Below are 13,060 nucleotides of genomic sequence, written 5' to 3' on the forward strand. Positions count from 1 at the left end.
TAACCCGGGGAGGTACTTCTACTCTCTTACACAAACTTCTTGACGCTACCTAACCGGACCAAATGTATGCGAAAAACCGAATAGATTTTGTCCATGTTAAGGCAATTGTACCGTTTGTCGTTTGAACATTTGCTGATCACTCACTCCTGCCAATGAAGCGGACTGAGAGGACGCTATTTTGACCAAAAGCCTCATATTGATGCTGATTCGGACTGAGATTCCGTTATCTTGTTCATTTGAGCCACAAATGAAGCCTGATCGGACAATTAACGGATTCTCAGTCCGCTTAGCCGGCAAATCTGCCTGATCTGCCCGAATAAGGGAATCTCAGTCCGCGTCGCCGGCGGGCAGGCTGGTTTAATGAGCCTGCCATCGCCCGACAAGTTTCAGTTGAGAGAATGAATAATCGGTAAGCTCCACTTGATTCGCTCTCCTGGAGATTTGGTTCTCCGGCGGGAGTGTTACTGCGGAGCTCCAGCCGGCATGCTGCATTGCCATATTAACTTTTACTCATGAGCGCAATTTAACCAACTCATCCTTCATATTAGAAATGTACGTCTGTAAAGCAGATGAAACAACATGATAAATCTTTATTTGTTGACGCGAGAAGAATGCTGAGTAAGATGATACAAGGATAAAACTATAATTTGGCGAAGCCTGTAACCACCACTGTTACGTCATCCGATACTATCATGCCCGAAGTGCTCAGCCACCGGCCTGAGCTGGCTACCCTGGACTACGCGCTTAATGACCGGAGCATCGGACTGGCGGCGGCGCGGGACGCATGGAGGGATATGATTGAGCAAGGCGCTCGCGCAGAACATTAAGGGGATTCTCTTGACGCCGGGCTGGGACCGGTCGTATGGTACTAGGGACGGGAGCTGGCATGAGAGTATGGCACCGGGTTATCCGATACCTTCCGCAGCTTCGAAGCCTATGTGAATCATCCGAACAGGCAGGGACATGAGCGGATTGCCGGAGAGCTGCTGGAATGGCTGATCTGACTCCGGTCTCCTGACCGGTGCTGAAGGAGGGGAACTATGAATACATTCATAGCCTATTGCGGGCAAGTCTGGCGGCAGCTCGCAGACAGGTATTACCGGATATCGATCAAGCAGAGGATTCTGTTTTCTTTTATTGTTTTGATAACGCTGTCAATCAGCGCGATGGGCAGCTTCTCGTATTGGATTGCCGCACAGGAGATTGAGGATAATGCCTATGCCAGCAGCCAGGAGACGGTAAGCAAAACCACACAGCTGCTCGATTCCCGGCTGAACGATGTAGCGTTGTCCGTGCAGTCCCTGATGCTGAGCGATGCCTACCGGAAAATGATGATTGATGTATTCAGCCATGATGTGTCGAATTACTATGTGCATCTGTCGGATCTGCAATATGTGCTCTCCCAGGCAACGTTCAATCAGCCGATAATCGAGAACGTGCTGATCGTTACACCGATCGGCGACTTCTACTCCACCACGCAGATCCGCGCGCAGGATAACTCCTTCTACGGCTCGGAATTATACGATCTCAGCAAGGAGCAGCCGGGCGGCTACTGGGCCAAAGGGCATTATGACCGGCTGTTCACGGGCAACCAGCGGGTCATCTCGTTCGTGGTCCGGGGGATCTATGAATATCCGTATACACCGATCAGCAATGTGTATATCGTGGTCAATATCAAGGAGAGCCGGATTGACGGCCTGCTGAATCAGGGCGGAGAGCGGCTTGGCCGGAATTATTACCTGCTGAGCGGCGAAGGGGATGCGGTGGTAGAATCCCGTTGGCCGTTCGGCGGCAAGTTCCCCTGGAAGCCGTTGCTGGCGGCAAATGGGGAAGATGGTGATCAGCAGAATCACTCCTACCGCTATGACGGCAAGGAGTATCTGGTGAATTATAAAAGATCGGCAGTCTCACCGGACTGGATCATCTCCGGCATGCAGTCGCGGGACCAGCTGCTGGGCAAGCTGCAGCGGGTGCAGCGTACAACGCTGTATGTAATCGGCGTCTTTCTGCTGACCACCTGGCTGATCTCCAATCAGCTGACTTCAGCCCTGCTGAAGCCGCTGTTCAAGCTCCGGCGGCTGATGCGCAGGGTGGAGGAGAACCAGCTCAGCGTAGTGTATGAGAGCAGGTACGAGGATGAGATCGCACAGGTAGGCTTCCAGTTCAACCGGATGATGTCGGAGATCAAGGCGCTGATCGAGGATGTGAAATCCAAGGAGGAGGACAAGCGGCAGGCGGAAATCCGTGCGCTTACGGCGCAGATGGAGCCGCACTTTCTGTACAATACGCTGAATACGATCTACTGCAAATCGGTCATGGGCGAGAACGACGATGTGAATGAGATGATTCTGGCGCTGTCCCAGATGTTCCAGATCGGCCTCAGCGGAGGCAAGGATCTGATTTCGCTGGAGGATGAGCTGTCCCATGTCCGGCAGTATTTCGCGATTCAGCAGAAATGCTATGAAGATCTGTTTGAATATACCGTGAGCGTGGAGGATGAGCAGCTGCTGGCCTGCCAGATTCCGAAGATCGTGCTGCAGCCGGTTGTGGAGAACAGCATCCAGCACGGCTTCAGCGACCGGTCCGGGGGAGGAAGAATTGATATTGCGGTGGGCAGGGAGCAGGGCATGCTGCATATTTCCCTTGCGGACAATGGACGGGGGCTGGATGCCGCGAGCGTGAAGCAGGGCATGAACACTGCACCCTTGTCCAAAAAAGGCTACGCCCTGTTCAACATCAGGCACCGGCTGGCGCTGTATTACGGGGCTGACGCCCGCATGGAAATAGACGGAGAACCGGGCAAGGGGTCACGGACGGATCTGTGGATTCCGCTAGGGGAGGAGAGATGAAGATGGAACAGGAGCTGGAGCGGGGGCAGGAGCCGGAAAGGTTCAAGCTGTGTATTATCGACGATATCAGAAGTGTAGTGGAGATGATCTCCCGAAAGCCGGCCTGGCAGGAGCACGGCATTGAGGTCTCCGGCACCGCGCTGGACGGAGAAGAGGGGCTGCGGAAGATCCGTGAGACCCGGCCCGATATTGTGCTGACCGATATCCGCATGCCGAGAATGGACGGGCTGCAGATGACCCGGGCGATACTGGATTTTCTGCCGGACTGCAAGATTATTATTCTTAGTGCCTATTCCGAGTTCTCCTATGCCCAGGAAGCGATCCGGCTGGGTGCGCTTGATTTCGTGAAGAAGCCTTTTTCCCTGGATGAGATTGTGAATGTGGTGCTGAAGGCGAAGGAGCTGTGCCGGCAGGAGCGGCAGAAGACAGCCAGACTTGCGGTAATGGAATCCAAAATCAAAGAAAGCATGCCCATACTGCGCCAGGAATATCTGACCTTCCTGCTGCATCATCAGACAACGGAGGCGGATGCCCGGTCCAGATGGGCGTATCTCGACATACCGCTGGCGCAGCATGATTTCTTCGTGTTTGTCGCTGAGATTGACCATTTCGCGGAGAAGCTGCAAAACCAGCCGGTACAGGAGGTTGAGCTGCTGCGGTTCAGCCTGCATAATATTCTCGAAGAGACGATTTCCGCCTGGACCCGCGGGGTGATTATCCGTGAGGCCACAGACCGCTATGTCTGCATTATCAACGGCTCGGACCCGGACACCGCTGCGCGGATCACGGAGGCCTGCTGCATGAACGTAAGCCAATTCTCACGCAATACGCTTTCGGTCGGCATGGGGCTGGGCGTATCTTCGATTCATGAACTGACAACGGCGTACGGGCAGGCGCTCAGCGCGCTGGGGTATCATTTCTATACCGGCGGCAACGGTGTATACAACTACGGCGATATCGAGAATAAGCCGCTCGTGCTTCACAGCTATTCCGCAGCCGCCGAGCAGGAGCTGCTGTTCGCCCTGCGTTCCGGGAATAGCGGCAAAAGCTTGCAGGTGCTGGATCAGCTGTTCGCAGAGCTGCTGGACAATGAGCTGCTGCCCGAGCCGCGTTATGTTGAAAGCGTGGGCTATGAGCTGAGCTTCCGGATCTGCCGCGTTATGCTGGAGCAGTTCCCGTATGAGCAGGTAGAGCCGCTGGAACGCAGCATTGAAATTATGAGGAACCGCATGCATCCGTCCTTGCAGGATATTCGAGGCCTGCTTGATCACCTGTGCCGGGCGGCCTGCTCCCTGGTGGAGGAAGCGCGCTCGGTAGAATCCACGCGGATTATTCAACAGGCCAAGGCGTATATCCGGGATCATCTGGATACCAGTCTGTCACTGGAGCAGGTCGCGAAGCAGATCAGCCTTAGCCAGGGCTATTTTTCCAACCTGTTCAAGAAGGTGCAAGGGGTTTCGTTCCAGCAGTATGTGATGCATGAGAAGATGGAGAAGGCCAAGGCGATGCTGATTGACGGCCTGCAGGTGCAGGAGATTGCCCTGGATCTCGGTTATGAGCACAGGCGTTACTTCAGTGAGGTGTTCAAGAAGTACACGGGCATGACCCCGTCGGAGTTTAAACTGCATTACCTGGGAAAAGAATAAACAGGAACAAGGGAGGGATTTCCGCCATGGCGGAGATTCGCTCCCTTTTGTGTACAGGGCAGCTTCAGCCACTTCAGCAACTCCCGCAAAAACCTGCCCTCAATGTGGGCTTACCCGCCTTATGTGTAAGCGTTACCCCATCTATAATCAGGTTGTAAGTTAAATTCAGCAGCGATAAATAAGGGGGCACTACCAATGATGAAGCGTATGCTTATGACATCTTTAAGCCTGGTTATGGCACTTGGCCTGGCAGCCTGCGGCAACGGCAACAATGCAGCAGAAGGCACAGGAGATGCTGGAACAGGCGGTTCAGGTTCAGGGGAAAAGACTAAAATCAGCTACTGGACGGGCGACCGCCATGATGCCGATTTTGTGAAAGAAAAGGTTGCCGAGTTCAACGAAACCAACACCGACGGAATTGAGGTGGAACTGGTCGTTAAGGGCGACGACTTCGACACGGCGCTGGATCTGTCCTTCCAGACCTCGGATGCGCCGGATGTGATCCGGGTGAAGGAGAATACCATCCAGACGTTCTACAAAAAAGGCTTCCTCGCTCCTATTGATGAATTCCTCACCGATGAGCTGAAGGCGAAGTTCCCGGCCATGCCGGATCTGAACGAATTTGACGGTAAACGTTACAGTCTGCCGAACTACGGAACGACGATGCGTCTGGTCTACAACAAGGACCTGTTCGCCAAAGCAGGCATTGAGCATCCGCCGACTACCCTGCAGGAGCTGGTGGATACAGCCAAGAAGCTGACGGAAGCGGGCAAGGCGGACGGCGCTTACGGCTTTGCACAGAATTTCAAGAGTCCCGGCAGTGCGTTCGGGCGTTCGGCGCGGGTGATTGCGGAGTTGAGCGGCTTCGGCGGCTTCGGGTATGACTTCAAGACTGCCCGGTACGACTTCAGCGGCTTCGAGCCTATTATCAACGCGTTCAAGCAGATTAAGGATGACGGCAGCATGCTTCCGGGCGTGGAATCCCTGGATATCGATCCGCTGCGGGCACAGTTCGCGGAAGGCAAGATCGGGATGTATCTGTCCTTCTCCTCCGAGCCGGGCGTCTACAAGAATCAGTTCCCGGCCAAAATTGACTGGGCAGCAGCACCGGTTCCTACGATCGACGGCAATGTGAAGGGCGCTTCCGGCTTCCTCGGCGGCCAATGGCTGGGTCTGAGCTCCAAATCGGAGAACAAGGAAGCGGCATGGAAGTTCATGCAGTTCATGTATGAAGATCAGGTGCTGACGGATTATCAGGAAAAAGGCTTCGGTATCTCCATGGTTCCATCGGTCAGCGCGGTAGCCAAAACGCCGGATGTAAGCGGTATCGAAGGGTTCCTGCCGAATAAGTTTGACGGGGTATGGCCGGTCTATCCGGCGGTTGCTCCCGAGGGTATGAAATCGGATGACGCCTTCTTCAAGTACATGCTCAACGGCGGCGACCTGAAAGCGGTTATCGCTGACCTGAACAAGCGATACAATGCTGCGCTGGACAGCGCAATTAAGAATGATGGTGTAAAGGCTGAGCCTGATGCCAGCTTCGATCCGGCCAGCCTGGGCGGCAAGTTCGCCAAATAATCAGCGGGTTGAACATACAGATACAGGTCAGGGCAGCGGGGTGGGGGAGAAGCCTTCTCCATCCTTCTGCCCTGACCGTAAGGGAAAGGAGCCGGGAGAGACCCTATGAATAAAACAAAAAATGCCTTATTCTCATACAGCTTTATCTTTCCAAGTGCCTTTCTGACACTTGTGCTGGGAATCTACCCGATTGCCTGGGCGTTCCGCTACATGTTCTATGACTATAAAGGTTATGGAACCGCACGGTTTACCGGGCTGGACAACTTCAGCCGCATCCTGAAGGATACCCAGTTCTGGGATTCGGTTGTGAATACGTTCATCTACGCAGGAGGCAAGCTGCTGATCACCATTCCGCTGGCTCTGCTGCTGGCCGCCATCCTGAACCGCGGGCTGCGGGGCAGACAGCTGCTGCGGGGGATTTTTTTCATGCCGACCGTCATCAGTACTGCCGTTATGGCTGTAGTCTTCTTCACGATATTCAACTCCTATAACGGAATTCTGAATCAGTTCCTGATCAAGTTCAATCTGTCGGACACCGGCATTGACTGGCTGGGTCCGAAGCATGCGATGCTCACGGTCATTCTGGTCGCAGCCTGGGGGGCGGTCGGGAATTATATGCTGCTCTTCCTCGCCGGTCTGCAGAACATCCCCGAGGATGTGTATGAAGCTTCTTCCCTGGACGGGGCAGGCAAAATCCAGCAGTTCCGCTATGTGACACTGCCGATGCTCGGTCCGGTCATGCAGATGGTCATCATGCTGGCGATCATTACTGCCTTGAAGGGCTACGAGAGTATCATGGTCCTGACAGAGGGCGGTCCGGTAGGCAAGACTGAGGTTATGTTCCTGTACTTATACAAATTATTCTTCCCTGTCGGCGGCGGCAGTGCGGCGGTTCAGGTGCAGGAGTTCGGATATGGCAGTGCGGTCGCCTTCGTGTCCGCGCTAATCGTAGGGATGATTTCACTCATCTATTTCTATGTATCCAGACGAATGAATCAGACCGATTGAGGAGAGACGCGAGATGAGAATAAGAACCATACTGGGCAACACTGTACTCTGGATATTTTTACTGGCTTTTGCTTTTATAACTCTGATTCCGGTCGTTATTACGATACTGGGCTCCTTCAAAACGAATGCCGAGCTGACCACCGGGGCGACCTTCCTGCCAAGCAGCTGGCATTTCTCCAACTTTTCCGAAGCCTGGCAACAGGCGAACTTCTCAAGGTACACCCTGAACAGCCTGATCGTCTCCCTGTCGGTGGTGGCCGGCACTTTGCTGGTCTCATCCATGGCTGCTTATGTGGTGGACCGGATGGACTTTTTCGGCAAAAAAATATATATCGGCCTGCAGTCCTTCACCATGTTCGTTGCCGTGGGGGCGGTGGTGCTGCGTCCGCAATTCGATCTGATGGTCAAGCTTCATCTGCACAGCAGCCTCTGGGGGGTCATTCTAATCCTGATCTCCGCGCATGCTTCGATCTTCTTCATTCTGATCAGCTTCATGAAGGGGATTCCCAGAGAGCTGGATGAAGCCGCGCTGATTGACGGCAGCTCCCTTGGCCGCACTTTTTGGAGAATTATTCTCCCGCTGCTGGGACCCGGCCTTGGTGTAGGTGCCCTGTTCACCTTCCGGGGCGCGTGGAATGAATATCTGCTGCCGCTGGTGTTCACCATGACCAAGCCGGAGCTGCAGACGCTGACTGTCGGCCTGGCGAACCTGAAATACGGGATATCGGCGGCATCCCAGACCCACTACATGATGGCAGGCGCTTGCTTATCCATCCTGCCGATTCTCATTGCCTATCTGTTTGCCAACAAGTCCTTTATGCAGATGACGGCGGGTTCCCTCAAAGGGTAGATGCCTGCTGATGCTGCATGAGCTTAACTATATTCAAGGAGGTACACCCCATGACATTACAGGTTCCTGCTATTCTGCACTCAGCCCCGTTCATTCAGCGCTATCCGGGTAATCCGGTGCTGGATGCATCCAAGGTTCCCTATCCTACCGCACTGGTATTCAATGCCGGTGTAACGAAATTTAACGGCAAATATGTGATGATCTTCCGCAACGACTACGGCTCGCTGGCCGAGCAGACGATTGAGCCGCATCACACGACCGATCTCGGCATTGCTTACAGTGATGACGGATTGACCTGGACAGCCGGCCCGAAGCCGGTATTCAAAATGCATGACGAAGAGATTATCCGCGCCTATGATCCGCGCCTGACCGTAATCGGCGGACGCTGCTATATGTGCTTTGCGGTCGATACGAAGCATGGCATCCGCGGCGGGATTGCCGTTACCGATGATCTGGAGCATTTCGAGGTGCTCAGCCTGTCCACTCCGGATTTGCGCAATATGGTGCTGTTCCCCGAGAAAATCAGCGGCCATTATGTCCGTCTGGAGCGTCCCTTCACTGTATACAGCCGCGGGGGGCAGGACCGCTTCGATGCCTGGATCTCCGAGTCCCCGGATCTCAGGTATTGGGGGAATTCCAGCCTGCTGCTCGCTGTCGAGCAGGTGCCGTTCGCCAATGACAAGGTTGGTCCCGCTGCGCCTCCGGTCAGAACGGACAAGGGCTGGCTGACCACCTTCCATGCGGTGGATATTGACCCGGCGAGAGGCAAGCACGGCTGGGAGCCCACCTGGAAGAAACGGTATACGGCAGGCATCATGCTGCTGGATCTGGAAGATCCGCGTAAGATTATCGGGATGGCCAGGCAGCCGCTGCTGGCTCCGGAGACGGATTATGAGATTGACGGGGGCTTCCGCAATCATGTTATTTTTCCGGGCGGGATGATTCTTGAGGATAACGGTGAGGTCAAAATCTACTACGGCTCTGCGGATACGATTGAATGCCTGGCTACGGCTCATGTGGACGATCTGATCAGCTACTGTCTGAAGGGCTGAGGGCGGGCGATGAGCAAGCTATGGGAGAAGCTGGCCAGTCCTCCGGCAGAATACAGGTCTGCGCCGCTCTGGTCCTGGAATGATAAGCTGGAGCCGGCCGAGCTGGAGCGGCAGATCGAAGAGATGCATGCAGCCGGGATCGGCGGGTTCTTCATGCACGCCCGCGGCGGACTACAGACCCCGTACATGGGCGAAGCCTGGATGGAGTCGATCCGCATCTCGATTGTGAAGAGCCGTGAGCTGGGCATGAACTCATGGTTCTATGACGAGAACGGCTGGCCCAGCGGCTTCGCGGACGGTGAGGTTCCGGCCAGAGGGATTGCCTATCAGCAGAAGATGCTGGCCTGGGAGAAGCCGCCGTTCCGTCACCCGGTGGAAAGGGCAATTGCCTGCTATTCGCTTGAAGCAGCTTCCGGCGAGTACCGTCTACTGCCGCAGGAAGAGAGCGGTGCTGCGGATCTCGCCATGTATTATGAGGTGAATCCGTACTATACCGATACACTAAGCAAGCTTGCCGTAGGCGAGTTTATAACAGCTGCCTACGAACGGTACTGGGAGGAGTTCGGCCAGCTGGAGGCGGAAGGTGCTGCCCTGCCGGGCATCTTCACGGATGAGCCGCAGTTCGCCAGAGGCAGGCTGCCGTGGTCCTTCGAGCTGGAAGAGGCATTCGCCTCGCGGAGCGGTTATATGGTGCAGGAGATTCTGCCCGCGCTGTTCTTCCCTCAGCGCAGCTCAAACAAAGCGCGATATGATTACTGGAGCACGGTGACTGCCATGTTCACCGAAGCCTATGCCAAGCAGATCGGCGATTTCTGCGCTGCTAAGGGCTGGGCGGCCACGGGTCATGTGGTCGACGAGCAGGAGCTGATGCATCAGGTTACTTCCGTCGGCGATCCCATGGCCTTCTACGAATATTTGCAGATTCCCGGCTGCGACTGGCTGGGCCGGTTCGTCGGGGAGGAGCCGCTGGTTCCGAAGCAGGTCAGCTCGGCGGCCCGCCAGACCGGGAAAAAGCGGACGATTACGGAGAGCTTCGGCTGCTCCGGCTGGAATGTCAGCATCCAGGATCTGAGGCGGATCGGGGAGTGGCAGTTCGTCCACGGCATCAATTTCCTCTGCCAGCATCTGCAGGGCTATTCGCTCCGGGGGCTGCGCAAGCGTGATTATCCGCCGTCCCTGTTCTATCAGCAGCCGTGGTGGAAGGATTACCGGGGCTTCAACGACTACTTTGCCCGGCTGTCGATGATTCTTGCGGAAGGAACGGGCCGCGCGGAGGTGCTGCTGCTTCACCCGGTAAGGTCCGCGTGGCTGGCCCAATGCGGAGAGGACACTTCGGCGATTGTGCCTTATCATGAGGCTTTTGCCCTGCTGACCCGCTGGCTCTGCCAGGCGCTCATCGAGCATGATTACGGCAGTGAGAGTATTATTGCGCGGCATGGCCGCGTAAGCGAAGGACAGTTCATTGTCGGGGAGGCGGCGTACCGCACTGTAATTATTCCGCCGAGCCTGACGCTGGACCGGGTAACCGCAGCGCTGCTGCAGGAGTTCGTAGAGCAGGGCGGTCATCTGGTTGCCTGTGGACCTGCTCCGGCACTCGTGAGCGGAGAGGACAGCGGGCAATTGGAACGGCTGCTGCAAAGTGCGGTCCAGCCGGAATGGAATTCGGAAGCACTGCGCAGCGCGGTAGCTGCGGTCTCGGCACCCTTCGTGCAGATTACCGATGAGGCAGGCAAGAAGCTTGCATCCGATACGCTGAATGTACGGTCGGTAAATCTGGAAGATTCGGTGGTCTATTATATCGTCAATTCCGGGACGGAAGGCTGCGGCAATGTGAACATCGAGCTGCGCCAGCGGGGCCGGGTATCACTGATCGATCCGGAAACCGGGAGCATTACTGAACTGGATAGCGAGGCTTCTGCACAAGGCATGCGGGTTGCCTTGCCGCTCTATGCAGCGCATTCCCTGCTGCTGAAGGTGGAGGAGTACGGTGATGCGGATGTGGCAAGGGAGATAGCGGAGAGTATGGAAGCGGCGGAGAGCCGGGAGGTAGTGGAGAGTGAGGAAGCGGCGGAGGGCCGGGAGGTAGTGGAGAGTGAGGAAGCAGCTGTAGTACTGGAGCTTGGCCCGGAAGAGCCGGGAGGTAGTGGAGAGTGAGGAAGCGGCGGAGGGCCGGGAGGTAGTGGAGAGTGAGGAAGCGGCGGAGGGCCGGGAGGTAGTGGAGAGTGAGGAAGCAGCTGTAGTACTGGAGCTTGGCCCGGAATGGATGATTGCTGCCGCTGACCTGAACAGTCTGACGCTGGATACCGCCCGTATGCGGCTGGATGGCGGCGAGTGGTCCGCTCAGCAGCCGGTTATCTTCATTCAGGAGCAGCTGCTGGCGTATGGCCGGGCAGCGGCCGTTGAGCTGGAGTTCCGCTTCCAGGCGGATTCCAGTCTGCTGGAGATGCAGGAGCTTTATCTGGCTCTGGAGCAGCCGGGAGACATGAAGCTAACGCTGAACGGACAGCCGCTGTCTCCGGCAGATTGCGGCTGGTGGCGGGATATCTCCTTCCGCACCCTGCCCATCGCCGGAAAGGTAGTTGCTGGAGAGAATATTCTGCAATTGAGTACCCGGTTCAGTCCCAGCGGTGAGCTGCTTGCCAAGCTCGAGAAGGCGAAGCAGTTTGAAGCGGAGGGCAATAATCTGACGATTGACCAGGAGTTTGAGAGTATATATATCGTTGGCGCTTTTGGCGTAGAATCCGCTGAGCCGTATACGTATGGAGAGCGGCGTGCAGTGTTCACGGAAGGACCTTTCAAGCTGACACGACTGCCCGAATCCGTAACAACCGGTGATCTGGTCCAGCAGGGCTTCCCGTTCTTTGCCGGCACCATCACGCTTGAGCAGAACGTTCATATTAATGAAGGCGCAGCACTTCAGGCAAGCTGGTCCTTCCAGTCGCCGCCGGACACCATTGTGTCCCGGCTGTTCATCAACGGTACAGAGGTGCGGAGATTCCTGTGGGAGCCGTATACCGCTGATATTTCGGGGCTCCTGCATGCAGGAGAGAACCGGATACGGCTGGAACTGACCGGCAGCTGCCGCAATCTGCTCGGACCGCATCATCATATCAAAGGTGAGGTCTACAAGGTAGGTCCGGACAGCTTCAAGGATAAGCCCGGCTGGACCGACAAAGACCTGGAGCCGGACACGCATGTCTATCAGGACCTGTATGCCTTTGTCCGCTTCGGATTATCTTCGGCACCTGTGCTCCGGGGCTAAGGGCAGCAGGCAACAAAACCAACAAAATCAACAAAATTAACAAAACGAAACACCTCTAGACTCCCTGTTAAGCGGAATCCGGAGGTGTTTTTGTTTAGAAGATAAAATCTAGCTCCAATATATTTCTGCGTGCAACAAAAGTTCCATGCCTCAATAGCTGAGCGGACTGAGAGGACGCTATATCTCCAAAAAACCTCTTTATGAGGCTGAAGCGGACTGAGAATCGCTTATCTTGTAGATTCAGGCCACGAATGAGGTGAATTTGCTCACTTAACGGAATCTCAGTCCGCTTGTCCCTCGAATCTGCCTGATCTGCCCGAATAACGGAATCTCAGTCCGCGTCGCTGGCGGGCAGGCTGGTTTGTTGAGCCCGCCAAGCACTCTGCGAACATAGGCACTCTACAAGGCCCGCCAAGTACTCACTGCGAATATTCGCACCCGATGAGCCTACCCTGAAATTACCCTGATGCACCGTTAGGAGTGATTGTCGGTGTGCAAGAGTAATGAGCGGCGAGCTAGAGTAATTGAGTAATAATCAGTGCGTTAGAGTGACTATCGATGCGTAAGTGAGATTACTAAGTGCGTTAACTATCGATGCATTAGTGTGATTACCGGTGCGTTGACTATCGATGATGCGTAAGTGTGATTACCGGTGTCAAAAGAAAATAAAGTTCTAGACTGAAAAATAAAGTGTTAGACTCGGCAAATAAAGTTGTAGACTGAGAAAATAAAGTATGACAATGCTTCATTAAGCTAACGGGCAGGTTAGTTAACAATGTACTTAGATTGATCGAACTGGGCGGTTTCTTTACATT

General features: G+C 55.1%; 9 protein-coding genes. All 9 read left to right on the forward strand.

All coding sequences use genetic code 11. The features are described 5' to 3' along the window. Window positions 1-647: 647 nt before the first annotated feature. Window positions 648-827 carry a hypothetical protein gene (locus QW71_RS34725; RefSeq protein ID WP_039310242.1) on the forward strand — a complete coding sequence of 60 codons (180 nt, stop codon included), beginning with the start codon at window positions 648-650 and terminating at the stop codon, window positions 825-827. A 213-nt stretch (window positions 828-1,040) separates the two neighbouring features. Further along, window positions 1,041-2,849, forward strand: a complete 1,809-nt coding sequence (locus tag QW71_RS34730; RefSeq protein ID WP_039310243.1) for a sensor histidine kinase — start codon at window positions 1,041-1,043, stop codon at window positions 2,847-2,849. After that, window positions 2,846-4,495 (forward strand): response regulator, encoded by a 1,650-nt coding sequence (locus QW71_RS34735; RefSeq protein ID WP_235441632.1) that lies wholly within the window; start codon window positions 2,846-2,848, stop codon window positions 4,493-4,495. Before QW71_RS34730 ends, QW71_RS34735 begins: the two co-directional genes overlap by 4 nt. A 195-nt stretch (window positions 4,496-4,690) precedes the next feature. Continuing rightward, entirely contained in the window at window positions 4,691-6,073 is a 1,383-nt protein-coding gene (locus tag QW71_RS34740) for an ABC transporter substrate-binding protein (RefSeq protein ID WP_039310244.1), read from the forward strand. Between the two features lie 105 nt (window positions 6,074-6,178). Beyond that, a complete protein-coding gene (locus tag QW71_RS34745; RefSeq protein ID WP_039310245.1) occupies window positions 6,179-7,081 on the forward strand; it encodes a carbohydrate ABC transporter permease in 903 nt (300 codons plus the stop codon). A gap of 13 nt (window positions 7,082-7,094) precedes the next feature. After that, window positions 7,095-7,931: a carbohydrate ABC transporter permease gene (locus tag QW71_RS34750; RefSeq protein ID WP_039310246.1), complete on the forward strand. Its 837-nt coding sequence runs from the start codon at window positions 7,095-7,097 to the stop codon at window positions 7,929-7,931. A 50-nt stretch (window positions 7,932-7,981) separates the two neighbouring features. Next, window positions 7,982-8,983, forward strand: coding sequence for a glycoside hydrolase family 130 protein (locus QW71_RS34755; RefSeq protein WP_039310248.1), 1,002 nt, complete (start codon window positions 7,982-7,984; stop codon window positions 8,981-8,983). Between the two features lie 9 nt (window positions 8,984-8,992). Continuing rightward, window positions 8,993-11,137, forward strand: a complete 2,145-nt coding sequence (locus tag QW71_RS34760) for a glycosyl hydrolase (RefSeq protein WP_052770556.1) — start codon at window positions 8,993-8,995, stop codon at window positions 11,135-11,137. Next, window positions 11,127-12,245 (forward strand): hypothetical protein, encoded by a 1,119-nt coding sequence (locus QW71_RS38420; RefSeq protein ID WP_039310250.1) that lies wholly within the window; start codon window positions 11,127-11,129, stop codon window positions 12,243-12,245. The genes QW71_RS34760 and QW71_RS38420 overlap by 11 nt, the downstream gene beginning before the upstream one ends. The last annotated feature ends 815 nt before the right edge of the window (window positions 12,246-13,060 follow it).

Source organism: Paenibacillus sp. IHB B 3415 (genome assembly GCF_000802655.2).
GTDB classification, from domain to species: domain Bacteria; phylum Bacillota; class Bacilli; order Paenibacillales; family Paenibacillaceae; genus Paenibacillus_AQ; species Paenibacillus_AQ phytohabitans.

What these genes read in the sequence shown, in the direction of transcription:
- QW71_RS34735 (WP_235441632.1), top strand. Translation starts at nt 2,846, where the DNA reads ATGAAGATGGAACAGGAGCTGGAGCGGGGGCAGGAGCCGGAAAGGTTC.
- QW71_RS34760 (WP_052770556.1), top strand. Translation starts at nt 8,993, where the DNA reads ATGAGCAAGCTATGGGAGAAGCTGGCCAGTCCTCCGGCAGAATACAGG.
- QW71_RS34755 (WP_039310248.1), top strand. Translation starts at nt 7,982, where the DNA reads ATGACATTACAGGTTCCTGCTATTCTGCACTCAGCCCCGTTCATTCAG.
- QW71_RS34730 (WP_039310243.1), top strand. Translation starts at nt 1,041, where the DNA reads ATGAATACATTCATAGCCTATTGCGGGCAAGTCTGGCGGCAGCTCGCA.
- QW71_RS34745 (WP_039310245.1), top strand. Translation starts at nt 6,179, where the DNA reads ATGAATAAAACAAAAAATGCCTTATTCTCATACAGCTTTATCTTTCCA.
- QW71_RS34750 (WP_039310246.1), top strand. Translation starts at nt 7,095, where the DNA reads ATGAGAATAAGAACCATACTGGGCAACACTGTACTCTGGATATTTTTA.
- QW71_RS34740 (WP_039310244.1), top strand. Translation starts at nt 4,691, where the DNA reads ATGATGAAGCGTATGCTTATGACATCTTTAAGCCTGGTTATGGCACTT.